The sequence below is a fragment of the Neorhizobium galegae genome (genome assembly GCF_017877135.1).
Taxonomy (GTDB): domain Bacteria; phylum Pseudomonadota; class Alphaproteobacteria; order Rhizobiales; family Rhizobiaceae; genus Neorhizobium; species Neorhizobium galegae_A.
The window spans coordinates 417,297-442,025 of the sequence record NZ_JAGIPH010000004.1 but is presented as its reverse complement, the minus strand read 5'-3'; the positions used below and the strand labels follow the sequence as shown (position 1 = coordinate 442,025).

Genomic DNA, 24,729 nt, shown 5'->3' with positions numbered 1-24,729 from the left:
AGAGGGAAAGGGTCACAGGATGACAGAGCGCGGGGGCGCCGCGCTCTGTCCCGTCTTCTCATAGATCGTCCGGTTGAGGCGACGTGGGGTTTACGCCGCCTCCTTCAAAGGGTCGTCGGGGTCGATCCCGTAATCCTTGAGCTTGCGGTAGAGCGTCGAGCGTCCGATGCCGAGCTTGCGCGCCACCTGGCTCATCTGGCCGCGGTAGAATTTCAGCGCAAAGCGGATCAACTCCTCTTCCACATCGGCAAGCTTGCGCACTTCGCCGGCGTCATCGGTGCTGACGATGATGTTCTCGGGTCCCCCGAACATCTGCGTCAGCGCCGTTTCGGCGCGGGCAAGGCGCAAGGCCTCCGACATGGCCGCTTCGGCCGGGTCGTTTTCGGTTGTCGTTTCGGCCGCAACGGCCGTTGCGCGCAGTTCCGGGCTCTGGAAGTCGGGAACCTGGGCGGCGATCTGCGGAAAATCCTTTTCCGTCAGTTCCGATCCTTCCGCCAGCACGACGGCGCGGAAGACGGCGTTTTCCAGCTGGCGGATATTGCCGGGCCAGTCATAGGCGGTCAGCAGCGCCATGGCGCCGGCCCCGACCTGCAGGCCCTGCTCCAGCTTCTGCTCTTCGGAAAAGCGCTGCGTGAACACGCGGGCCAGATGCGGAATGTCTTCCTTGCGCCGGCGCAGTGCCGGAATGGTGATGGGGAAGACGTTGAGGCGATAGTAGAGGTCCTCGCGGAACCGGCCGGCACGAACCTCTTCGATCAGATCCTTGTTAGTGGCCGAAATCAGCCGCACATCCACCTTCTGCACCTTGGCGGCGCCGACGGTCTCGATCTCGCCCTGCTGCACTGCGCGCAGAAGCTTGACCTGCACGTCGAGCGGCAAGTCGCCGATCTCATCGAGGAACAGCGTGCCGCCATCGGCTTCCATGAACTTGCCAGTGTGACGTTCTGTCGCCCCGGTAAAGGCGCCCTTCTCGTGTCCGAACAGGATGCTTTCGACCAGGTTGGAGGGAATAGCACCGCAATTGACGGTAATGAACGGTTTGGAGGCGCGCTCGCCGCCGGCCTGGATGGCGCGGGCGATCATTTCCTTGCCGACGCCCGATTCGCCCTCGAGCACGACAGGGATATTGGAATGGGAGGCGCGCTGCGCCAGATCGATCACCCGCAGCATGTCGGGGCTTGCCGAAACGATATCGCCGAAGCTGACATTGGGGCTCTTGGTGCCGCGCACGGCGCGCACCTTCGCCTCGCGATGGTCGAGCTTCAGCGCATTGGAGATGGAGGCGGCAATGCGTTCCGGCGATACCGGCTTCACCACGAAATCGAAGGCGCCGGCCCGCATGGCCTGCACCACCGTCTCGATGCCGCCCTGCCCCGTCTGCACGATCACCGGAATATCGATGCCCATTTCGCCGATGGCCTGGAGGAAGCCCAGCCCGTCCAGTTCCGGCATCATCAGGTCCAGCACGATGACGTTGAACTGATTGGGGTTTCGCTTGAGGAACTCAAGGGCGATCCGGCCGTTCTCGGCCAGGTGCGCCGCATGGCCATACCGCTCCACGGCGTTCTTCAAGAGGCGCCGCTGAACCGGATCATCGTCGACAACAAGAATATGGGCCGTCATGCTCGCTCCAAAATCATGTCCTTGTCCCACAGCGGGACCCTGTATGCAAGGTTGTGTCACGCGGGCTTAAACATCCCGTTTTGAGAAATGCTTGCATTTTACCTGCCGCCCGTGAAAACAACCGACATCAGAACAGACGAGAGAGAACAGGGAGCCAGAACGTGACATCCACCACTTTCACCCACCATGAAAACCTCCTCCGATCCCTGCGTTTCGCAGCAGCAGACGCCGTTTCCTCCAGTGCGGACGACGCCGCTCTAGGTAACCTGCCCACCTGGCGGCTGGAAGATCTCTATCCGTCCCGCGATAGCGCAGTATTTGTTAACGATGTTTCGCGCGCGGATGCAATGGCCCTTGCCTTCGAAATAAAGTGGAAAGGCAAACTTACCGATGCTGCTGCCAAGACTGGCGCGGACGGTTTGGGTGCTGCAATCGCCGAATACGAGGCGATTGACGATCTGGTGGGCAAGATCGGCTCGTTTGCCGGCCTCACCTATTTTTCCGATACGTCCAATCCGGCCAATGGCAAATTCTTCGGCGACATCCAGTCGAAACTGACGGATCTTTCCGCCCATCTCCTGTTCTTCCCGCTGGAACTGAACCGAATCGATGATACGCGTCTGGAACAGAGCCTCGCCGACGATCCGCAGGCCCGCCACTACGCGCCCTGGCTTCTCGACCTGCGCAAGGACAAGCCCTTCCAGCTGGACGATCGGCTGGAGCAGCTGTTTCTCGAAAAGTCGATGACGAGCGCTGCCGCCTTCAACCGCCTGTTCGACGAGACGATGGCCGAGCTTCGGTTCGAGATCGACGGCGAGATGCTGCCGCTGGAGCGCACGCTCAATCTTTTGCAGGAGCCGGAGGCGGACAGCCGCGCCAAGGCGGCGGCCGCGCTGTCCAAAACATTTGGGGAAAACCTGCGCGTCTTCACGCTCATCACCAATACGCTGGCCAAGGACAAGGATATTTCCGACCGCTGGCGCGGCTTTGAAGACATTGCCGATTCGCGCCACCTGTCGAACCGCGTCGAGCGCGAGGTGGTGGATGCGCTGGCAGCCGCCGTCAAGGATGCCTATCCGCGCCTGTCGCATCGCTATTATGCCATGAAGGCCCGGTGGCTCGGCATGGAGCGGATGAACTTCTGGGATCGCAACGCGCCGCTGCCGGAAACGCCGAAGGCGCTAATCTCCTGGGACGCGGCCAAGGACATGGTGCTGTCCGCCTATGGGAATTTCTCGCCCGACATGGCCGGCATCGCCCGCCGCTTCTTCGATGAGCAGTGGATTGACGCCCCGGCCCGCCCCGGCAAGGCACCGGGCGCCTTTGCCCATCCGGTCGTGCCGTCCGCCCACCCGTATGTGCTCGTCAACTATCTCGGCAAGCCGCGGGACGTCATGACGCTTGCCCACGAGCTCGGCCATGGCGTGCATCAGGTTCTGGCCGGCGGCCAGGGCGCGCTGATGTGCCAGACCCCGCTGACGCTTGCCGAAACGGCCTCCGTCTTCGGCGAAATGCTGACGTTTCGCGCGCTCCTGAAGACGACCACCGACCCGCGCGAACGCAAGGCGATGCTTGCCCAGAAGGTCGAGGACATGATCAATACGGTCGTGCGCCAGATCGCGTTTTACGATTTCGAGCGCAAGCTGCACACGGCGCGCAAGGAGGGTGAGCTGACCTCCGGGCAAATCGGAGAACTGTGGCTGTCAGTCCAGGAAGAAAGCCTCGGGCCGGCCATCCGCATCTCGGAAGGCTATGAGACCTGGTGGACCTATATCCCCCATTTCATCCACTCCCCCTTCTACGTCTATGCCTATGCCTTCGGCGATTGCCTGGTGAACTCGCTCTATGCCGTTTACCAGAACGCCGAGGATGGCTTCCAAGAGAAATACTTCGACCTCCTGAAGGCCGGCGGCACCAAGCATCACTCCGAACTTCTGGCCCCCTTCGGCCTCGACGCCACCGACCCGACCTTCTGGTCGAAGGGCCTGTCGATGATCGAGGGCCTGATCGACGAGTTGGAGGCGCTTGACCGGCAGTTGCAGGCAGGCGCCAACGGCTGACGGCGATCGTCCACATCCGCCCCCTCTTCGTCTGCGGGGGCGGATGACGAAACCTCTGTTCTCCCGGTAGAGCGCAGAGTAGAAGGCAGCAGCCGGAACGGAGCCTGCCACGGACAAGAATGAGCGCCACACCCCCCTTTGCCCTTTTCCGCGACGACCGGGCGGCGACGAGCCTTGTCTTCGATCAGCCGCTGGAGATCGTCACGGCTCACCCCGCCGAGGAGATCCTGCCGGCCTTGGCGCGTCTGGAAGCGGCTCGGCGGGACGGGCGCTGGCTTGCGGGATACCTCTCCTATGAAGCGGGCCACATCTTTGAGGAAAAGCTTGCGCCGCTGATCGTGGCGAACCGGGACACCCCGCTGATTTGCATGGGCATTTTCAGGGCCCCGGCCCCTCAAGACCATCCGTTGTCGCGCCCGCCGGCAAGCGTGGTCAGCGACGACGAGGCAGAAAGGCCGTTCCTGACGGATCCGCATGCCGCCTGGGATATCGCCGCCTACCGTCAGCGTTTCGATGCGCTGCACGCCCATATCCGCCGCGGCGACTGCTACCAGGCCAATCTGACCATGCCGATCACGGTGCGCTGGAACGGCGATCCGGCCCGGGCCTTCTGGTCGCTCGTGGCTCGCCAACCGGTGCGCTACGGTGCCCTGATCGATCTCGGCGGTCCGATCATTCTCTCGCGCTCGCCCGAACTGTTCTTCAAGGTGAATGAAGACGGCTTTATCGAAACGCATCCGATGAAGGGCACGGCCGCGCGCGGCAAAACGCAGGAAGAAGATGCGGCCATCATCGCTGCCATGCTTGCGGACGAAAAGACGCAGGCCGAAAACCGCATGATCGTCGATCTCCTGCGCAACGATGTTTCGGTGATTGCAGAGGTCGGAACGCTGACCGTGCCAAAGCTGTTCGACATCGAGACCTATCCGACCGTCCACCAGATGGTAAGCCATGTCCGGGCAAAACTCCTGCCGGACATCGGCCTGCCGGACATCCTCGCCGCCCTCTTTCCCTGCGGCTCGATCACCGGTGCGCCAAAGATGTGGGCGATGCAGATTCTCGCCGGACTGGAAGATGGCCCGCGCGACATTTATTGCGGGGCAATCGGCTGGTGCGATCCCAAGGGGCCGATGCGTTTTTCAGTGGCCATCCGCACGCTGACCCTTTTCAACGACGGCAATGCCGTCTTCAATGTCGGCGGCGGAATTGTCTACGATTCGAAGGCCGAGACGGAATATGAAGAATGTCTGCTAAAAGCGCGCTTCGCAGTAAGCCATCAGCCGATTTCCTGCTGATCGAAACCCTGCGCTGGGAACCGGGTGCGGGTTTTCTGCGCCTCGATCCGCATCTGCGCCGGCTTGCACGCTCGGCCGATGCGCTTGGCTTTCGCCAGCCGCAGGATGCATCGGCACAGCTTGCAGAGGCTGTCGGCGGCGATGAACCCTTGCGCGTGCGCCTCACCATGACCTATCGCGGCAAGATCGAGATCACCACGACACCCTTTGTCGCCGAGCCGACCGGCAAGGTCTGGCACCTGCGCATCGCCCGCCAGCGGCTCTCGTCCGACGATACGCTCTACCGCCACAAGACGACCCGGCGCGAACCCTATGAGGCGGCACGGGCGGAATTTTCAAGCGACGAGGCCGACGAGGTTCTGCTGCTCAACGAGCGCGGCGAGGTCTGCGAGGGCACTATCACCAATCTTTTCGTGGAAGCCGAAGACGGACAGCTGCTGACACCACCGCTCAGCTGCGGTCTTCTGCCGGGCATCCTGCGTGCCGACCTCATCCGCGAGAGGAAGGCCCGTTCCGAAACGATCATGCCGGCCGATCTCAAGGGCCGCCGCATCTTTGTCGGCAATTCGCTGCGGGGGCTAATGGCAGCGGAACTGGTGGCGGGTTAGCAAGCCCGATCGGAAGGACGCAGCACGATGTTGCCCTACACTCCCTATGACGGCTCGTCGCAACCCTTCACCATCGGGCTGTCGCAGCTTGCGGCAGACGACTGGATCGAGCCGGATGACAGGCTGCCGGCGGTGCTTGCCGAAAAGGCGCAGCTGCTGGGCGTGCATCGCAACGCGATCTTTCGTGCCGAGCTGGAGACGGATGAGGCGCAGCAGGAACTTTTGACGCTGCTCGCAGATTATCTGCCGGCGCGCTACCCCGAGCTTTATCGCCGCACCGGCGACACGATGCAGATCAAGGGTGCGCCAGACGTGCCTCTGGCGGATGAGGCGGAGCCGGCCCTTGTCCGCGCAGGCCTGATGGTCGCCGACGATCTCGTCGTCATGCGGCGCGGCGACAAGGGCTGGCGCATTGCAGCCGCCTTCGTCGCCTTCCCCTCCTCCTGGTCGCTGGAGGAGAAATTCGGGCGGGTGATGGATGAGGTTCATGCCGAAGTCCCTGATTTCGAGGGCGGCAGCCGCAATGCCGAACTGATCAACCGCATGTTCGACCGGCTGCCGGATGATCGGCTGGTCAGCCGGATGAACTGGTCGGTGAATGCCACCGATGACCTCTTCCTGCCGAAATCCAAGAGCCAGCGCGTGATGCCGGACAGGCCGCCTGCCGCCCATTTCCTGAGGGTGGAGCGCCAGACCCTGCGCAAGCTCCCGGTCTCCGGCGACATCGTCTTCACCATCCGCATCTATCTCGATCCGCTGGCGCAGCTCGCCCGCGAGCCGGATGCCGCGCGCCTCATGGCCTCGCTGGCCGATCAGCTGGACGCCATGAGTGAAGCGCAGGCCGCCTACAAGGGCCTGTTGCACAAGCGCGCCGGTATGATCGCGCTTTTGCGAAAAGCAGCGGAAGACGGCGATTATTCGGCCTTCCTGCCATAGGCTTGTTGCGTTGGCCCTCTTTATTGTGAAAGCGTTTTATGATCTAGACCGCCGCCACAGCGCAGGTGAATTTGCGTAGAAAAAACACGGTTACGGACGGCACGAGGCCGCGGGCCGAAGGAGCAACAGATGACTGAAATTACCCATCCGGTTTATGCCGAAATCACCGGGCCCATCGTCATGATCGGGTTCGGCTCCATCGGCCGCGGCACGCTGCCGCTCATCGAACGTCACTTCAAGTTCGACAAGAGCCGGATGGTCGTCATCGACCCGCGCGAAGAACCGTCCGACATCGCGATCCTCGAAAAGCACGGCATCCGCCACATCAAGGCGCATGTCACCAAGGAAAACTACAAGGACCTGCTGAAGCCGCTTCTGACAGAAGGCGAAGGCCAGGGCTTTTGCGTCAACCTGTCGGTCGATACCGGCTCGCTCGACCTGATGAAGCTCTGCCGCAAGCTGGACGTGCTTTACATCGATACCGTCGTCGAGCCGTGGCTCGGCTTCTACTTCGACAAGAGCATGAAGAATTCCGAGCGCACCAATTATGCGCTGCGCGAAACCGTGCGCGCGGAAAAGCGCAAGAACCCCGGCGGCACGACGGCCGTTTCCACCTGCGGCGCAAATCCGGGCATGGTTTCGTGGTTCGTCAAGCAGGCGCTGGTCAACCTTGCCAACGACACCGGCCTGAAGTTCGAAGAGCCCGACCAGAACGACCGCGAAGGCTGGGCCAAGCTCATGAAGAAGCTCGGCGTCAAGGGCATCCACATTGCCGAGCGCGACACGCAGCTGACCAAGCACCCAAAGCCGCTGAACGTGTTCTGGAACACGTGGTCGGTCGAAGGCTTCATCTCGGAAGGCCTGCAGCCGGCAGAGCTTGGCTGGGGCACGCATGAAAACTGGATGCCGAAGAACGCCAAGAAGCACAAGAAGGGCTGCAAGGCCGCCATCTATCTGGAACAGCCCGGCGCCAACACGCGCGTGCGCACCTGGTGCCCGACGCCTGGCCCGCAATACGGCTTCCTGGTGACCCATAACGAATCCATCTCGATTGCCGATTACTTCACGGTGGAGAAGGATGGCGAAGTGGTCTATCGCCCGACCTGCCATTACGCCTACCACCCGGCCAATGACGCGGTTCTGTCGCTGCATGAAATGTTCGGCAATGGCGGCCACCAGCAGCCGGTCCTGCATGTTCTCGACGAGGACGAGCTGGAGGAAGGCATCGACGAACTCGGCGTCCTGCTCTACGGCCACGAAAAGAACGCCTACTGGTACGGCTCGCGCCTGTCGCTGGAAGAAACCCGCCGCATCGCGCCTTACCAGAACGCAACGGGCCTGCAGGTCACTTCGGCGGTTCTCGCCGGCATGGTCTGGGCGCTCGAAAACCCGAAGGCCGGCATCGTTGAAGCCGACGAAGTGGATTACAAGCGCTGCCTGGAAGTGCAGTCGCCCTATCTCGGCCCGGTTGAAGGCCACTATACGGACTGGACCCCGCTCGATGGCCGCCCGGGCCTCTTCCCGGAAGACCTCGACGAGAAGGATCCCTGGCAGTTCAAGAACATTCTGGTCCGCAGCTGATCGCCCGCGCCTGACACATCCCGGCAGTCAGCCGGGGAAAACCGTTCAAAACCTTGCAAGGCGGACTGTGCAACCGTCCGCCTTGCATTAGATTAAGGGTTCGCAGCATCGTGGCCCGACCTCACGGTGCAGAAGAATCGCGGGAGACCACGCAATGAAGATCAAACAGAGCCTCGTGCTCGTGTCCGCCGCCCTGATGCTGAGCGCCTGCGTTTCGCAGCCGACGCAACGTGCGCTTCCGCCGGCGCAGCCGCAGGGCGTCGAAGGTGCCTGGGTTGATCCCAATGGCATCGTGTCCACCTTCCAGGGCGGCACGTTCAGCACACGCTCGACGGACAACAACGCGCTTCTGGCCAGCGGCACCTACACGAATGTGTCGCCGACGCTGGTGGAGATCAACATGACCTCCATCGTCCGCCGCACCCAGTCCCGCGTCAACTGCGCGCTTGTCTCGCCAAGCCAGCTCAACTGCACCGCCGATACCGGCTCGCAGTTCTCGCTGACCCGCCGCGGCTAAGACGGCCGGATTTTCCTGGAGCTATGAGCTCCCGCAAAACCCCGCTCCGGCGGGGTTTCGTGTTTTGCGCGCATCCGTTTGCGGTTACACTACTGTCACATTTCGCTTGAAGTCGCTTTCCCTTGATGGAAACATGAAAAGTGGAACGAGTGTCATAAACCCGAACTACAATCAGGCGGAACAGCGCGGCGGTATCGTCGCTTGCAACAGGAGCAGACCAGGATGATCAGACATATAGGTTTCAGCGCAATTGCCGCGACAGTGCTTGCCCTTTCCTCAGGGGTCGCCTTTGCCGATTACCAGTTGGACATCCTGCACATCAACGACCTGCACTCGCGCATCGAGGCGATCAACAAGTCCGACGCCACCTGCTCGCAGAAGGAAGCCGATGCCAAGGAATGCTTTGGCGGCATTGCCCGCGTCAAAAGCGCCATCGACGGTTTCCGCAAGGACAATGCCGGCGCCAATATCCTCGTTCTGGATGCCGGCGACCAGTTCCAGGGCTCGCTCTACTACTCCACCTTCAAGAGCGCGCCCGTTGCCGATTTCATGAACGGCATCGGCTTTGATGTGATGGCCATCGGCAATCACGAATTCGACGATGGCCCGGAGGAGCTCAACAAGTTCATCGGTGCGCTGAAATTCCCCATCATCTCCGGCAACACCATTGCCAAGAAGGGCTCGCTGCTCGACGGCAAGTACAAGGGCTATGTGGTCAAGGAGATCGGCGGCCAGAAGGTTGGCGTCGTTTCGGTTCTTGCAACCGACAGCGGCGAAACCTCCTCGCCCGGCCCGGATATCTCGTTCGAGGACGAGATCACCTACCTGAAGAGCGCCGTTGCGGATCTTCAGGGCCAGGGTGTCAACAAGATCATCGCGCTGACGCATGTCGGCTACAACAAGGACAAGCAGATCGCCGCCTCCGTGGACGGCATCGACGTGATCGTCGGCGGTCACAGCCACACCTATCTGTCGTCCACCGATCCGAAATCGTTGGGCCCCTATCCGACGCTCGTCAAGAACCCGGCGGGCGTCGAAGTGCCGGTTGTCACCTCCTATGCCTATTCCAAATATCTCGGCGAGCTGAAGGTCACCTTCGATGACAACGGCGTGGTAAAATCCGCAACCGGCGCGCCAAAGCTGCTCGATGCGTCCGTCACCCCGGATGAAGCCTATACCGCCAAGGTCAAGGAGCTTGGCGCACCGCTGGAAGAGCTGAAGAAGAAGGTCGTCGGCACGTCCGAAGGCCTGATCGATGGCGACCGCAAATCCTGCCGCGCCGTCGAGTGCTCGATGGGCAATCTCGTGGCGGATGCGTCGCTTGCCAAGGTGAAGGAACAGGGCATCACCATTGCCATCGTCAACGGCGGCGGTCTTCGCGCCTCCATCGACCAGGGCGATGTGACGATGGGCGAAGTGCTGACAGTGCTGCCGTTCCAGAACACCATCGCCACCTTCCAGATCAAGGGTGCAGACCTCGTGGCCGCCCTTGAAAACGGCACGAGCCAGATGGAAGATGGCGCCGGACGTTTTGCGCAAGTCGGCGGCATGAAATATTCCTTCGACCGTTCCAAGCCGGTCGGCAGCCGCGTCAGCGCCGTGATGGTCAAGGAAGGCGATGCCTTCGTCGCCATCGATCCGGCAAAAACCTATGGCGTCGTTACCAACAATTATGTGCGCGGCGGCGGCGACGGCTTCAAGATGTTCGCAACCAATGCGGTCAACCCTTACGACTTCGGGCCGAACCTCGAACAGGCCGTGGCTGACTATATTGCCGCCAACTCGCCCTACAAGCCTTATACGGACGGCCGCATCACCGACCTGACGCCGGCCGGCTATGTCGCTCCTGCCAAGGCTCCGGCACCGGCAGCCCCGGCTCCGGCAACGGCTGCCGCAACGCCTGCTCCGGCTGCAGCGCCTGCGGCACCCGCCCCGGCTCCTGCTGCTGCACCTGCCGCCCCCGCTGCTCCGGCACCGGCTGCCGCGCCTGCTCCGGCTGCCGCGCCTGCTCCGGCCGCTGCTGCTCCAGCGGCCGCTCCCGCACCGAAGACATACACGGTCGTCAAGGGCGATTCGCTCTGGAAGATCGCCGAAAGCACCTATGGCGACGGCGAAGAATGGACGAAGATTGCCAAGGCCAACACGCTGCGCAATCCCAACATCATTGCCATCGGCGCCACGCTGGAACTGCCGGCCAAGTAACCGCACGATTTTGGCGGACCAATTGTCACGCGCAAGAAATCGGTCCGGGGCTTCCCCGGGCCGTTTTTTATTCCTAGATAGAACCGATTGCCTCCGGCGCGCGTAGCGTGGGATGCATCCGCAGACATTCCGGGGAAAACTTCAAGATGATGAACGCCGCCGAAAATCACCTTCCGTCCGATCACCCTCCGGTTCGCTTCGGCAAGGTTGGCGTTCTGCTTGTCAATCTGGGCACGCCGGACGGTACCGATTACAAGTCGATGCGCCGCTATCTGGCGGAATTCCTCACCGACCGGCGTGTGATCGAATGGTCGCGCCTGCTCTGGTATCCGATCCTCTACGGCATCGTCTTGAACAAGCGCCCGCAAAAGGTCGGCGAGGCCTACAAGAGCATCTGGAACAACGATCTCGATGAGAGCTACCTGCGCACCTACACGCGCAGCCAGGCCGAAAAACTCGCTGAATCTCTGAAAGATCTGCCGCATGTGCATGTGGATTGGGCCATGCGCTACGGCCAGCCCGCGATCCAGGCGAAGATGGACGAGATGCAGAAGGCGGGATGTGAAAAGATCCTGCTTTATCCGCTCTATCCGCAATATGCCGCCGCCACGACCGCAACCGTCAATGACGAGGCCTTCAAGGCACTTTTGAAGATGCGCTGGCAGCCGGCGCTGCGCACCGTGCCCCGGTACCATGACGATGCCGTTTATGTCGACGCGCTCGCCAATTCCATCGAGCAGCATCTGGCCAAGCTCGACTGGGAACCGGAACTGGTGATCACCTCCTATCACGGCATTCCGATGTCCTATTTCAAGAAGGGCGATCCCTATCACTGCCAGTGCTACAAGACGACGCGCCTGCTGCGTGACCGTCTTGGCTGGCCGAAGGAAAAGCTGATGCTGACCTTCCAGTCGCGCTTCGGACCGGAAGAATGGCTGCAGCCCTATACGGACAAAACAGTGGAACAACTCGCCAAGGACGGCGTCAAGCGCATTGCCGTGCTGAACCCCGGCTTCGTGTCCGATTGCCTGGAAACATTGGAAGAAATTGCCGAGGAAGCCGGCGAGATTTTTCTGCACAATGGGGGCGAGAAGTTTACCCACATTCCGTGTCTCAACGACAGCCCCGATGGCATGCGGGTGATCGAGCATGTGGTGCGCAACGAGCTCAAGGGCTGGGTGTGAGGACAAGGCAGGCGGCGACCGGTCCGACCGACGCCGCTTGATCCGGTCTCAGGCACCGAGACTGATCTCGTCACCATCACCAGGGATGAGCAGGCGCAAAGGTGCGATTCCTGCGGCATCGGCGGCGGTCCGCAGATCGGCACGGCTGGTGGTGGCGTGATCGAGCGCCTCCATATGGGTGGCAATCACCGTCGCCAGGGGTGCGGCCTTGCAAAGTTCGACAGTCTGCGCCGCATCCATGACGATCAAGTCGCTATCCCAGACAGCGCCGCAGGAATGCGTGACGATCACATCCGGGCGTATCATCGCCACCTGATCGAGGACGGGCGGATAAAGCACCGTATCGCCCGCCCAGTAGATTTGAGCCTCGCCGGGGGCCTCGAGCGAAAGACCCATGACGGAGCCCATCTTTGCACGCACCGGCCCGAGGCCATGGCTGCCCTGTTGGCGGGTGATGGTGATACCCTGCCACTGAACACTGTCGTCCAGCGGTGTGATGTCGAGAAATCCGGCCGCCCCGATCGTGTCCTCATCGCCGGGCTGGCAGAGGATCGGCAGGTCCTTTGGCAGCCGCGCCTTGGCAACGCTGTCGAAGTGATCCGAATGAAGGTGCGAGACGATCACCAGTTCGACGCCGTCGAGAATATCCTCGATGGAACACGGCAGCTCGACCAGCGGGTTCGGCGACTTGCCCGTGTAGGAGGGAAGGCTGTGGCGCGGGGCGAGATAGGGATCGATCAGGATCGTGCACCCGCCATAGACAAGTTTCAGCGTGGCATTGCGGATCAGTTGCAGTTTCATCAGGCGTCCTCCGGGACAAGGCCGCTTTCGACCGGCGCAAGAGTGAGAAAATGCGTGAGCGTCAGCGCATGGCGCAGGCCGAGCGCGCGGGCAAGCTGCAGGGACGGCTGGTTGGTTTCTTCGACGACATAGCGGCCCTGCAGACCGCGCCTCTCCAGTTCGGCAAAGGCTGCGCACACCACGCGAGCGGCATGGCCCTTGCGGCGCGCATCGGGACGGGTGGAGAGGCCTCCGACTTCCCAGAGGTCGCCGCTATTCTGGAAGGCGAAACAGACCGAAACGGCAGCCCCCTCGTGGCGCGCCTCCACGACGAAAGCGCTGTCCGCAGCCAGAAGCGGCATCAACCAGTCGCGCGCATAACCCCTTGCTTCAAACAGCGACCAAGCCTCCGGCGACAGATCGCCGGTCACCGGTCGAGGAAGATCAGCCTCGCAAGATCCTGCAGGACCCTGCCCTGTGAACGATAGAAAGCTTGTGGTGCGACGAAGATCAAAGACCTTTGCCACCGCAACGCGATCCGCCTCCCCCGCAAGCTTGAACACGAGGCGGCAATCGCGCGGGACATGGGCGAGAAGCCGGGTCGTCAGTTCCGGATCGTCGCTGGCGATAAAGCAGACAAAGCCGGCGGTCGGATAGGTTTCGCGGTCATAGGCACTGGCGCTGACACGCAGCAGAACCAGGACCGCCTCGCCCCTTTGCCCCCGCACGTGGAACGCTTGCGTATCCTGCGGATAGCCATGCAGGTACTTCGACAGGGAAATCGTCTTCAACGGTTCCCGGTTGAGATAGGTTGATACCAAGTGTCGGTGATAGGAACCTATAGGATGGGTCACGACCGGTTTCTGGCTAGGCGCGGTGCGCAGCGCGATACTGACGCATCGGGCAAGCGCCGCAACGACGGCAGGGACCGGTCGTGACCCACCGCCGGCAGGCTTATCGAGCTTTCTGGCGTTGTCGAGGTTCTTGACCGATGCGAAAGCATCGCTCTGCAAACCCCTCCTAGCCAGAAAGCTCGATAAGCCTGTCCTATAGGTTTCTATCATCGACACTTGGTATAGGACATCGCGCTTCATGGTGCAGGGCCCGGCATGATCCGAGACTGCCGCAAACTCCGATGATGCACCAATCAAGAGATGGAATGGGAGCGGCCGTCACACCGCCTCGGCGCGAAAGCCCGATGTGGCGGCCTTCCAGAAATCCGGGTCCGCGTAATCCGTCGGATCGTCGACGCCGGCAAGGAAGAAGGCTTCGCGACGCTCGACGCAGGTGCCGCAGCGTCCGCAGTGTTTTTCGCCGCCCTTGTAGCAAGACCAGGTTTCGCCGAACGGCGTGCCGTGGCGCGCACCTTCGGCGACGATATCGGCCTTCGAGCCGTTGACGAACGGCGCCATCAGCGTCACGTCGGCGTAACCGTCGAGCGCCTCTTTCTGCATCGCCTGAAAGCTGTCGATGAAGCCGGGACGGCAATCGGGATAGATGAAATGATCGCCGCCATGGACGGCGACGGCCACGGCATCCGCCTTGCGGGCAGCGGCCAGACCAAAAGCGATGGCGAGCATGATGGCGTTGCGGTTCGGCACCACCGTCACCTTCATCGTCTCTTCGGCGTAATGCCCGTCCGGCACGTCGAGATCATCCGTCAGCGCGGAGCCCGAGAGATGCCGACCGATGCCGGAGATGTCGATGATATCGTGGGGAACGCCGAGACGGTTTGCCGCGCGGGCGGCAAATTCCAGCTCCTTTTTGTGGCGTTGGCCATAATCGAAGGAGATGAGGCCGATCAGGGTGTGTTCTTTCGCCACCTTGTGAGCAAGCGAAACGGAATCGAGTCCGCCGGAGCAGACGACGAGTGTCTTCATAGGTCAGGGTCCTTGTTTTAACCGGGTAGGCTGCGACCGGATATTTCTGCGCACGGCGGATACAGCAAAAGGCGAGCGCGCGCAAATCACCGTCATCCCATGCTTCGCCTCTGGCCTCGGCATGCCGCATGGCCTACATGAGGGACACCTGCTTAAACCCGTTTGGAGGGGCTCATGGAATTTTCCGGCTTCGATATCGTCGTCATCGCACTTGTCGCCTTTGTGGTTCTGGTGCTGGTTGCCGGCATCAAGACCGTGCCGCAGGGCTATCGTTACACGGTGGAGCGTTTTGGGCGTTATACGCGCACGCTCGATCCGGGTCTCAATCTCATCATCCCCTTCATCGACCGGCTCGGCGCCAAGATGAACGTGATGGAGCAGGTGCTGGACGTTCCGACGCAGGAGGTGATCACCAAGGACAATGCCAGCGTATCCGCCGATGCCGTGGCCTTCTACCAGATCCTCAATCCTGCACAGGCGGCCTACCAGATCTCCAACCTCGAAAATGCCATCCAGAACCTCACCATGACCAATATCCGTTCGGTCATGGGCTCGATGGATCTCGACGAGCTTCTGTCGAACCGCGAGGTGATCAACGAGCGGCTGCTGCGCGTGGTGGATGATGCCGTCGGGCCGTGGGGGATCAAGGTCACGCGCGTCGAGATCAAGGATATCCAACCGCCGCGCGATCTCGTCGAATCCATGGGCCGGCAGATGAAGGCCGAGCGCGAAAAGCGCGCGCAGGTGCTGGAAGCCGAAGGCTCGCGCAATGCGCAGATCCTGCGGGCCGAGGGCGCCAAGCAGGCCGCCGTGCTGAAAGCCGAGGGCGACCGCGAGGCGGCCTTCCGCGAGGCCGAAGCGCGCGAGCGTCTGGCCGAAGCCGAAGCCAAGGCCACCCGCGTCGTCTCGGAGGCGATTGCCGCCGGCGACGTCAACGCCATCAACTACTTTGTGGCGCAGAAATACACCGAAGCCATGGCCTCGATCGGCACGGCGCCCAATTCCAAGATCGTGCTGATGCCGATGGAGGCGTCATCGCTAATCGGGTCGCTGGCCGGAATCGGGGCCATTGCCCGCGAGGTGTTTGGCGAGACGCCGAATGCACAGAAGCCGCCGCGCGTGCCGGCCCCGCCGCAGCCATCCGCCAACCGCACCACGCCGAGCGTAAACCCGTTCAACCAACCCAGAACCGAGACCTAAGGTCATGCTGATCAACCTCGTCGCCTGGCTTGGTCCCTGGAGCTGGTGGATCCTCGGCATGGCGCTGCTGGCGGCCGAAATGGCAGCGCCCGGCGTTTTCCTGATCTGGATCGGGCTCGCCGCCATGGTTGTCGGCGCTGCCTCGCTGGCGCTCTGGGGAGAGGTCTGGTGGAGCTGGCAGCTGCAACTGGTGCTGTTTGCCGTGCTGTCGCTGGCAATCACCTTTGTCGGGCGCAGCTATTTTGCCCGCCGGCACGGGGAAAGCGACCAGCCACTGCTCAACCGGCGCGGCGACAGCCTTGTCGGGCGGACGGCGACGCTGGTCGAGCCGATCCGCGAGGGCCGCGGCCGCATCCGGCTGGATGATACCTGGTGGTCGGTGACCGGGCCTGACCTTCCCGCCGGCATGCGCGTGCGCGTGGCCGACTGGACCGGCAGCGAGCTGATCGTCGAACCGGTCGCCTGAGTTTCTGTCAGACGACGCCGATGCGCAAAAGATCGTGGAAATGCACGAGGCCGACCGGATAACGGTTCTCGTCAGCCACGATCAGCGCGCCGATATTGTGCTTGTTGATGAGGCCCAGCGCTGCCGTGGCGAGCGTATTCGGCGCAATCGTCTTCGGCGTTGTCGTCATCACGTCATCGACGCAGAGTTCGCCGAGATTGCGGCTGAGATTGCGCGCCATATCGCCTTCGGTGACGATGCCCGCCAGCCGACCGTCTTCCTCCAGCACGATGACGCAGCCGAAATGCTTGTGTGACAGCGTGCGCACCGCCTCCACCATCGGCGTGCCGCGCGCCACCAGCGGCAGGCGATCGCCGGTGTGCATGATATCGCGCACATGGGTGAGGCTCGCGCCGAGTTTGCCGCCGGGATGGAAGACGTGGAAATCGCTCGGCGTGAAGCCGCGTGCCTCCAGAAGCGCCACCGCCAGTGCATCGCCAAGCGCAAGCTGCATCAGCGTCGACGTGGTGGGTGCCAGCCCATGCGGACAGGCTTCCTGCTCGGCGGGCAACAGCAGCACCACATCGCTTTCACGCGCGAGCGACGATGTGGGCGCACAGGTGAGCGAGACGAGCGGAATGGAGAACCGGCGTGTATAGGCGATGATGCTTTTGAGCTCTGCGCTTTCGCCACCCTTGGAGATTGCCAGCACGAGATCATTGCCGGCGATCATGCCGAGATCACCGTGATTGGCTTCGGCGGCATGGACGAACGAGGCCGGCGTGCCGGTGGACGCAAGCGTTGCGGCAATTTTTGCGCCGATATGGCCGCTTTTTCCAACCCCCGTCACGATGACACGGCCGGTAATGGCGGACACCAGGCGGATGGCCTGGCGCATGGGCTCGCCCAGACCGTCGGCCAGCGCCGTTTCCAGCGCTTCAAGGCCGCGCTTCTCTGTTGCGATCGTGCGCAGCGCCGAAGCAACCGCGTCAAACTCTTCTGTCTGCAGGGCGTTCGTGTTCATGGGCGATGCCATAGCGCCGTTTCCCGGCGAAGTCCATGTGGACATAGGCCGCAGATCGTACGGTCTGCGCCCACCACTGCGACAAGCTGCACTCATCCAACAAGGAAACATTAACCACGTTGCTTTAGCATTGGCTAACACTGTTTTCATGCCCGTTTTCCTGTCAGGCCACGCAATGATCTCCACTTTCCTCCTCGCCGGACTGGTTTCCCGGCACAGGATGCCGGCGACGCTGCTGTTGGCAACCGCGGTGCTGGCGCAAGCCACGGCCTCCTCTGCGCAGTCGCCGGAGATGTCCGGTACCGATCCGCAGGGGGCGGCAAATTCCTCCACCGTGCCCGTTGGTGCTGTGCCCCTGCGCGGCGGCATGCTGCAGGAGGCGTCGCCGGAAGAGGACCAGGCGGATGACCTCAGCCAGCTGATCGATGGCGCGCAGAACCCGATGGAGACCGGCATCGACGCCGGTGAAGGCATAGACCGCCGCGACGACGGCACCGGCATCCGGCTCGGCACGTTCACGCTTCGCCCGACGATCAACCAGAGCCTCAACAGCGAAACGACGACGAGCGGCGGCATAAAATCCACCCGCAGCTATCTCGCCACAACAGCCAATGGCACGCTCACCTCCGACTGGGCCCGCCACCAGCTGACGGTCACCGGAGAAGGCACCTATGAGCGCAATGTCGGCGGGCGCGGTAGCACGGATCCGGAAGGCCGACTCGATGCTGATCTGCGCCTCGACCTCTCCGGCAACACCACTGGCCACATCACCGGTGGCTATGCCTTCGAGCGTGAGGATACCGGCGATCCGAATGCCGTGAGCGGGGCTACCACCCAGGCCGGGGTCAACCGGTATTCGGCAGGCGCATCGCTGGAGCGGGATTTCGGCGTGCTGCGCGGCACCGCCGCCATCGATGCGGCACGCACCACCTATGGCACGGCCCGCCTCTCCGACGGCAGCAGCCTGTCTCTCAGCGACCGCGACCGGACCGCCGTGGAAGGTCGCCTGCGGCTCGGCTATGAACTCTCGCCCGCGCTCATTCCCTTCATCGACGCACGGCTTGGTCGCGCCGTCTATGATGCCACCCGCGATGCGTCGGGCTACGAGCGGTCGTCGATAAGCTATGGCGGTCGCGGCGGGCTTCAGTTCGATTTCGGTGAAAAGCTGCGCGGCGAATTCGGCATCGGCTATGCGACGGTGAATTACGAAGATGCCCGCCTTGCCGCCCTCAATGCCGTTACGCTGGATGGCACCGTCTTCTGGTCGCCGCACCGGGGCACGGATGTCGATCTGGGGCTTCGCACCACGCTTCAGGACGCTACGACGGCCGGCGCCAGTGGCTGGAGCGAATACCAGCTGTCGGCCGGCCTCACACACCAGATCCTCAACGATCTTACCGGGCGCCTCACGGCGTCTGCCACGCGGCGCGATTTTCCCACGGCAGCGGATGAAACCGACTGGCAGGCGGGCGCCGGCCTCATCTGGAGCGTCAACCGCTATTTCGACGTGACGGCCAATATCGGCTATGAACACACCGCCAATGCCGGCGGCGCCGACAGCAATCTCTGGCGCGCCGGTATTGGCCTCAGCCTCAAGCGCTGACCGCGCATAAAAAAGGCCCTGCGGATGATGTTCCGCAGGGCCTTTTCGTTCAAAGCGTAAAACTCAGATCTTCGAGGTCATCGCCTTCAGCGGGCCTTCGATCAGCGGGCGGATGTCGCCGCGCTTCAGTGCGAAGGCAAGGTTTGCCAGGATGAAGCCATCCTTGGCGCCGCAGTCATAGGTTTCGCCCTTGAAGTGATAGCCGGCGAATTCCTGTGCCTTGGCAAGCGCCAGCATGCCGTCGGTGAGCTGGATCTCATTGCCGGCGCCGCGCTCCTGGGTTTCCAGGATCTTGAAGATTTCAGGCTGCAGGATGTAGCGACCGTTGATGAAGAAGTTGGACGGGGCCGTGCCCTTGGCCGGCTTTTCGACCATCTCGGTGATCTTGAAGCCTTCGTCGCCAACCTTGTCGCCAACGCCGACGATGCCGTACTTGTGCGTCTGGTCGGGAGCGCATTCTTCGACGGCCAGAACGTTGCCACCGGTCTTGTCGTAAAGCTCGACCATGCCCTTCAGGCAGCTCTTCTCCGACGACATGATCATGTCGGGCAGGAGAACCGCGAACGGCTCGTCGCCGACGATGTCACGGGCGCACCAGACGGCGTGACCGAGACCGAGCGGAACCTGCTGGCGGGTGAAGCTTGCGGTGCCGGCGGTCGGCAGAAGATCCGCCAGAAGCGTCAGCTCGGCGTTCTTGTTACGCTCGCGCAGCATCTGCTCGAGTTCGAACTGGATGTCGAAATAGTCTTCGATCACGCCCTTGCCGCGGCCGGTGACGAAAACGAAATGCTCGATGCCGGCTTCTGCCGCTTCATCGACGACATACTGGATCACCGGCTTGTCGACGACCGTCAGCATTTCCTTTGGAACAGCCTTGGTGGCGGGAAGAAAGCGGGTTCCAAGTCCTGCGACGGGGAATACGGCTTTTCGAATTTTCTGGTTTGCCAATCATGCCTCCTAAAGCACTTCAATCATTTTGGTGCGACGCAAAATTTCTGGTAGCGGATAATCATCACATATTCACAAACAATGACAGATCCGTGTTCGCATGGTAAAGAATTTATTGACATTGTCCGTCTACCCTTCGGTCAATGCCAGGGCGTGGTTCCCGATCCTGGCAATTTTCAGGCCGGACAGAAGGAACACGACTGCCGATGAAAATCTTCTCCAAACATCGTTTCGCAGGCTTTGCCCTGTGCGTGACTGCAGCCATCACGCTTTCGGGCACCGCAATAGATGCCAGAGCAGACCAGGGTTTCAAGTCCTGGGTTGCCAATTTCTACCAGACGGCCGCGGCAAGCGGCATCACCCGCGCGACCTATAACAAGGCTTTCGCCGGCATAACAGGCCCCGACGAAGACGTTTTGCAGAAAGCGGGCTACCAGCCGGAGTTCAAATCGGAAATCTGGCAGTATCTGGATTCGCGCGTCAACCCGTTTACCGTGCGCATCGGCCGCGAAATGCTGGCCAAGCACGGACGCCTTCTTGCCGGCCTCGAAAATCACTTCGGCGTGGACAAGCATATTCTGCTGGCGATCTGGTCGATGGAATCCAACTATGGTTCTGTTCTGGAAAAGCCGGATCGTCTGCACCATGTGCCGCAGGCGCTCGCAACGCTTGGCTGGGCCGACGCCAAGCGCTCGAAATTTGCCCGCACACAGCTGATCGCGGCGCTCAAGATCCTGCAATCGGGCGATGTGACGCCACGCCACCTCACCGGCTCCTGGGCAGGGGCCATGGGCCATACGCAGTTCATCCCGACAAGTTACCTGCTCTATGCAGTCGATGCCGATGGCGACGGACGCCGCGACATCTGGAACTCGGTTCCCGATGCGCTGGCAAGCTCGGCCAATCTCTTGGCCAAGAATGGCTGGCAGGCGGGCAAGACCTGGGGTTACGAGGCGGTTCTACCGCGCGGCGCTGCGCGGTATGAGGGCCAGACCAAGACGCTGGCGCAATGGGAAGCGCTGGGATTCACGCGCCCGAACGGCAAGGGTTTCCCGCGCCAGAGCGACCGCGCGGAGCTGAAACTGATGGCGGGCGCCAATGGTCCGGCCTTCCTGATGGTGAAGAACTTCTTTGTCATCAAGCGCTATAATGCAGCCGACAGCTATGCGCTGGCGGTCGGCCTTCTGGCTGACGAAATTGCCGGCTATGGCGGTATCTCACAGCCCTGGCCACGCCCGCAAGGCGCGCTTGACATGAAGGAGAAGTTCGAACTGCAGAGCCGCCTGAAAGAGCTTGGCTATTACAATGGTGAGATCGACGGCAATTTCGGCTCCGGCTCGAAAGCAGCGATCAGCGCCCTGCAGGCGCGGCTCGGCATGGAAGCCGATGGAGAGCCGTCGCAGGCCCTTCTGAGGCGGATCCGCAAGTAAGCTGTTGGAGGTCAAGCACCGGCCTCTGAACGAAAGACAGGATGGAATGATCAGAAACGGGGCGAGCCGACAGCGATGGGGGCGCGTGCTTTTATTGAGCGCGCTGGCCTTTCCGCTCGCCCTGCCGCTTGGCCTGCCCGATGCGGCAGCGCAGGAGCGGCGCACGCTGATGGATCTCTTCTTCGGCAACCGGCGCCAGGTGCAGGAGCGCTCCATCATCAACCTCAACACCCAGCCGCAACGTCGCCGCCAGCCGGCACGCGTCACCGCTCCCCGGCCCGAACGAGCGCCGGTGCCGATGGCAGGGGCCGCCGATGCCACGGCCGTGACCGCGCCGCCGGCCGTGCAAAAGATGGAAAACGCCCGCAAGATCCTCGTCATCGGCGATTTTACCGCGATGGGCCTTGGCAAGGGGCTCACCGCCGCCTTCGCGGACGATCCTTCTGTTTCAATCCTCGAGCAGGGCTCCGGCTCCTCCGGCCTGGTGCGCGAGGACCACCTGGATTGGCCAAAGGAACTGGAAAGGCTGATTGCCGCGGAAAAGCCGAAGCTGGTCGTGGTGATGATCGGCGCCAATGACCGCCAGACCATGCAGATGGCGGGCGGGCGCGAACGGTTTCGCACCGACCGCTGGTTTGGGGAATACGAGGCCCGGGTGACGAAGCTTGTCACGCTCGCGACCGCCCAGAAACTGCCCGTCCTCTGGGTCGGCCTGCCGCCCTTTGAATCGCCCTCGCTCACGGCCGATGCCGTCACCCTGAACAGCATCTACCAGAAACAGGTGGAAGCGGCCGGCGGCGAGTTCGTCGATATCTGGGATGGCTTTGTCAGCGAAGGGGGCCAGTTCATCGTCAGCGGCTCGGACATCAACGGCCAGCCGGTGCGGCTGCGCGCCCAGGACGGTATCGGCTTTACCGATGCCGGCAAGCGCAAGCTTGCCTTCTATGTGGAAAAACTGGCGCGCCGCCATCTCGGCGACCTGTCGGTGACCGACCTCATCCGGCTCGATGCCGGCGACCTGCCGCTGCTCTCCAGCCTGCCGCCGCAGGCCGAGACGCCGGTGAAGACGCAGCCGATCAGCCTGTCAGACCCCAGTCTCGATGGCGGTGAAACGCTGATGGGGGCGTCCCGCCCCCTGCCCGCTGCAGCGGATTCGCCGCGCGACCTGCTGGTGACCAAAGGGGAACTGAAGGAAGCCCCCATTGGCCGCGTCGACTACTATCGCATGGATGTGACCGGCGCGACCCGGTAAACCTCAAGCCCGTTCGGAGGCAGCCGGTCTTGCGGCGAGAACCGCAAGGCACTCCTCGAAAGCCGTCAGGTCCGTGTAGAGCGCATCGGCTGCGGCGTCATGGATGGCGATATGCCCGCCGCGCCGCTCGATGCCACCGTGCAGCATGAGGTTCTCGATCATGTCGAAATCCTCAAGCGACATGCCGTCGGGACCGCGCTTGCGCCCATCGGCCCCTTCGCGAATATCGCCGGCGTAGAAATCCCGAGTCCGGGCAAAATGGTTGGCGGTCATGTTGGTATAGGCGGCCACGAGCTTGCCCTGCGCGCACATGTAGCCCAGCTCAAAGGCGGTGCCGACATCGGCCGCAATGCCGCGAAACGGCGTCAGGTTGGCGATGACGCCATCGGCACGGTTCATCATGTCCTCGTCGACGCCGCTGATCTTCAGGCCGAAGGCATGGCGGGTCGGCGCCGGTTCGATCGTCACATCGCCCGGGCAGATCGGCTCAAAGCCGTAGGCACGGGCCATGGCGGCCTTGGCATCGAGCATGTCGCGGGCATTGGGCAGGAAAACCTCCGGCCCGGCGAGGTAAAGTTTCAAGGTCATGAAACCGGTATCCGGCAATAAACGAGTGTGAAAAAAAGAAGGACGTCTAAAAGGTCAGCCCGGCGAACCGGGCTGACAGGCAGGACATGGATCAGGCCGGCAGAACCGAGGCGCCCATCAGCGCCTCGTCGACGGCACGTGCCACCTGGCGTCCTTCGCGGATCGCCCAGACGACCAGCGACTGGCCGCGGCGCACGTCGCCGGCAGCCCAGAGCTTGTCGACGGAGGTCTTGTAATCGCGCTCGTTGGCAATGACGTTGGTCGAGCCGCGGCGATCGACGTTGAGCGCCAGCTTGCCCTCCATGTCGGACAGCACGCCGTCCTTTGCCGGGCCGGAGAAGCCGATGGCGATGAAGGCAAGGTCAGCCTTGATGATGAAGTCGGTGCCGGCAATCGGCTTGCGGCGCTCGTCCACCTGGCAGCAGCGCACGCCCGTCAACTGTCCATCCTCGCCGACGAATTCCAGCGTTGCGACCTGGAATTCGCGGTTGGCGCCTTCGGCCTGCGAAGAGGAGGTGCGCATCTTGGTGGCCCAGAACGGCCAGACGGCAAGCTTGTCTTCCTTTTCCGGCGGCATGGGGCGGATGTCGAGCTGGGTCACCTTCACGGCGCCCTGGCGGAAGGCCGTGCCGACGCAGTCGGACGCCGTATCGCCACCGCCAACGACCACGACATGCTTTGCGCCCGCCAGGATCGGTTCCGACGGCCAGCCGACGCTGTCGATGTTTTCGCGACCGACGCGGCGGTTCTGCTGCACGAGATAGGGCATGGCATCATAGACACCGTGCAGGTCAACGCCCGGAATGCCGGCCGGACGCGGCGTTTCCGAACCGCCGCAATAGATCACCGCATCATGCTCGGCCAGCAGCTTTTCCATCGGCAGATCGACACCGATATTGACGCCACAATGGAAGGTGACGCCCTCGCCCTTGATCTGCTCGACGCGGCGATCGATGAAATTCTTCTCCATCTTGAAGTCCGGAATGCCGTAACGCAGCAGCCCGCCGGGCTTGGACTCGCGCTCATAGACATGCACTTCATGGCCGGCACGACCAAGCTGCTGGGCAGCGGCAAGCCCTGCAGGACCGGAACCGATGACGGCGACCTTCTTGCCGGTGTGGATGGTGGCCGGCTGCGGCGCGATGAAGCCCAATTCATAAGCCTTGTCGGCAATCGCCTGCTCGACCGTCTTGATGGCGACGGGCGCATCTTCCAGGTTCAGCGTGCAGGCTTCCTCGCACGGCGCCGGGCAGACGCGGCCGGTGAATTCCGGGAAATTGTTGGTGGAATGGAGGTTGCGGATCGCCTCCTCCCACTTGTTGTTATAAACAAGATCGTTCCAGTCCGGGATCTGGTTGTGAACCGGACATCCGGTCGGGCCGTGGCAATAGGGAATGCCACAGTCCATGCAGCGCGCGGCCTGCTTCTGCACTTCCGGTTCCGACATAGGGATCGTGAACTCGCGAAAATGGCGAATGCGGTCCGACGCCGGCTGGTACTTTGCCACCTGCCGGTCGATTTCCATGAAACCCGTAACCTTGCCCATGTTTCATCCCTCAATCTTCGCCGCTAG

Annotated in this window: 21 protein-coding genes; 13 read left to right on the top strand and 8 right to left on the bottom strand. The window is 62.3% G+C overall.

What is annotated here, in order from left to right; all coding sequences use genetic code 11:
• Window positions 1-90 precede the first annotated feature (90 nt).
• Complete coding sequence (locus J2858_RS14935) at window positions 91-1,623, bottom strand: sigma-54-dependent transcriptional regulator (RefSeq protein ID WP_210105592.1); 1,533 nt, start codon at window positions 1,621-1,623, stop codon at window positions 91-93.
• A gap of 206 nt (window positions 1,624-1,829) precedes the next feature.
• Here J2858_RS14935 and J2858_RS14930 point away from each other — a divergent pair, with 206 nt between their 5' ends.
• The 8 genes from J2858_RS14930 (at window position 1,830) to hemH (ending at window position 12,006) form a co-directional block, all read left to right on the top strand.
• Entirely contained in the window at window positions 1,830-3,683 is a 1,854-nt protein-coding gene (locus J2858_RS14930; RefSeq protein ID WP_210105668.1) for a M3 family oligoendopeptidase, read from the top strand.
• Between the two features lie 119 nt (window positions 3,684-3,802).
• Window positions 3,803-4,978 carry an aminodeoxychorismate synthase component I gene (locus tag J2858_RS14925; protein ID WP_210105591.1) on the top strand — a complete coding sequence of 392 codons (1,176 nt, stop codon included), beginning with the start codon at window positions 3,803-3,805 and terminating at the stop codon, window positions 4,976-4,978.
• Window positions 4,927-5,586, top strand: a complete 660-nt coding sequence (locus tag J2858_RS14920; protein WP_210105590.1) for an aminotransferase class IV family protein — start codon at window positions 4,927-4,929, stop codon at window positions 5,584-5,586. The genes J2858_RS14925 and J2858_RS14920 overlap by 52 nt, the downstream gene beginning before the upstream one ends.
• Window positions 5,587-5,613: 27 nt before the next feature.
• Entirely contained in the window at window positions 5,614-6,522 is a 909-nt protein-coding gene (locus J2858_RS14915; RefSeq protein ID WP_210105589.1) for a heme-dependent oxidative N-demethylase family protein, read from the top strand.
• A 129-nt stretch (window positions 6,523-6,651) separates the two neighbouring features.
• Window positions 6,652-8,103: a homospermidine synthase gene (locus J2858_RS14910; RefSeq protein ID WP_210105588.1), complete on the top strand. Its 1,452-nt coding sequence runs from the start codon at window positions 6,652-6,654 to the stop codon at window positions 8,101-8,103.
• A 154-nt stretch (window positions 8,104-8,257) separates the two neighbouring features.
• A complete protein-coding gene (omp10, locus tag J2858_RS14905; protein ID WP_210105587.1) occupies window positions 8,258-8,620 on the top strand; it encodes an outer membrane lipoprotein Omp10 in 363 nt (120 codons plus the stop codon).
• A 222-nt stretch (window positions 8,621-8,842) separates the two neighbouring features.
• Entirely contained in the window at window positions 8,843-10,822 is a 1,980-nt protein-coding gene (locus tag J2858_RS14900; protein WP_210105586.1) for a 5'-nucleotidase C-terminal domain-containing protein, read from the top strand.
• Between the two features lie 149 nt (window positions 10,823-10,971).
• On the top strand, window positions 10,972-12,006 hold the full coding sequence (hemH, locus tag J2858_RS14895; RefSeq protein ID WP_210105667.1) for a ferrochelatase: 1,035 nt from the start codon (window positions 10,972-10,974) through the stop codon (window positions 12,004-12,006).
• Between the two features lie 48 nt (window positions 12,007-12,054).
• Here the strand turns inward: hemH and J2858_RS14890 are convergent, their stop codons facing one another.
• The 3 genes from J2858_RS14890 to queC form a co-directional block, all read right to left on the bottom strand.
• On the bottom strand, window positions 12,055-12,807 hold the full coding sequence (locus J2858_RS14890) for an MBL fold metallo-hydrolase (protein ID WP_210105585.1): 753 nt from the start codon (window positions 12,805-12,807) through the stop codon (window positions 12,055-12,057).
• Window positions 12,807-13,799 (bottom strand): GNAT family N-acetyltransferase, encoded by a 993-nt coding sequence (locus J2858_RS14885; RefSeq protein ID WP_210105584.1) that lies wholly within the window; start codon window positions 13,797-13,799, stop codon window positions 12,807-12,809. The genes J2858_RS14890 and J2858_RS14885 overlap by 1 nt, the downstream gene beginning before the upstream one ends.
• A gap of 159 nt (window positions 13,800-13,958) precedes the next feature.
• Window positions 13,959-14,666 carry a 7-cyano-7-deazaguanine synthase QueC gene (gene queC, locus J2858_RS14880; protein ID WP_210105583.1) on the bottom strand — a complete coding sequence of 236 codons (708 nt, stop codon included), beginning with the start codon at window positions 14,664-14,666 and terminating at the stop codon, window positions 13,959-13,961.
• A 174-nt stretch (window positions 14,667-14,840) separates the two neighbouring features.
• On the opposite strand from queC, the gene J2858_RS14875 reads away from it, so the two are divergent.
• Window positions 14,841-15,866, top strand: coding sequence for an SPFH domain-containing protein (locus tag J2858_RS14875; RefSeq protein WP_210105582.1), 1,026 nt, complete (start codon window positions 14,841-14,843; stop codon window positions 15,864-15,866).
• A 4-nt stretch (window positions 15,867-15,870) separates the two neighbouring features.
• Window positions 15,871-16,332, top strand: a complete 462-nt coding sequence (locus J2858_RS14870) for an NfeD family protein (RefSeq protein WP_210105581.1) — start codon at window positions 15,871-15,873, stop codon at window positions 16,330-16,332.
• Window positions 16,333-16,339: 7 nt separating this feature from the next.
• Here the strand turns inward: J2858_RS14870 and J2858_RS14865 are convergent, their stop codons facing one another.
• On the bottom strand, window positions 16,340-17,335 hold the full coding sequence (locus tag J2858_RS14865; RefSeq protein ID WP_210105580.1) for a KpsF/GutQ family sugar-phosphate isomerase: 996 nt from the start codon (window positions 17,333-17,335) through the stop codon (window positions 16,340-16,342).
• 175 nt (window positions 17,336-17,510) lie between these two features.
• On the opposite strand from J2858_RS14865, the gene J2858_RS14860 reads away from it, so the two are divergent.
• Window positions 17,511-18,938, top strand: a complete 1,428-nt coding sequence (locus J2858_RS14860) for an outer membrane beta-barrel protein (protein ID WP_210105579.1) — start codon at window positions 17,511-17,513, stop codon at window positions 18,936-18,938.
• Window positions 18,939-19,001: 63 nt separating this feature from the next.
• Here J2858_RS14860 and galU read toward each other — a convergent pair whose 3' ends face one another.
• Window positions 19,002-19,886, bottom strand: coding sequence for a UTP--glucose-1-phosphate uridylyltransferase GalU (galU, locus tag J2858_RS14855; RefSeq protein ID WP_210105578.1), 885 nt, complete (start codon window positions 19,884-19,886; stop codon window positions 19,002-19,004).
• 206 nt (window positions 19,887-20,092) lie between these two features.
• On the opposite strand from galU, the gene J2858_RS14850 reads away from it, so the two are divergent.
• Entirely contained in the window at window positions 20,093-21,316 is a 1,224-nt protein-coding gene (locus tag J2858_RS14850; RefSeq protein WP_210105577.1) for a lytic murein transglycosylase, read from the top strand.
• Window positions 21,317-21,401: 85 nt separating this feature from the next.
• A complete protein-coding gene (locus J2858_RS14845) occupies window positions 21,402-22,568 on the top strand; it encodes a DUF459 domain-containing protein (protein WP_348635493.1) in 1,167 nt (388 codons plus the stop codon).
• 3 nt (window positions 22,569-22,571) lie between these two features.
• Here the strand turns inward: J2858_RS14845 and J2858_RS14840 are convergent, their stop codons facing one another.
• Window positions 22,572-23,156: a nucleoside 2-deoxyribosyltransferase gene (locus tag J2858_RS14840; RefSeq protein ID WP_210105575.1), complete on the bottom strand. Its 585-nt coding sequence runs from the start codon at window positions 23,154-23,156 to the stop codon at window positions 22,572-22,574.
• 91 nt (window positions 23,157-23,247) lie between these two features.
• Window positions 23,248-24,702, bottom strand: a complete 1,455-nt coding sequence (locus tag J2858_RS14835; protein WP_210105574.1) for a glutamate synthase subunit beta — start codon at window positions 24,700-24,702, stop codon at window positions 23,248-23,250.
• Between the last annotated feature and the right edge of the window lie 27 nt (window positions 24,703-24,729).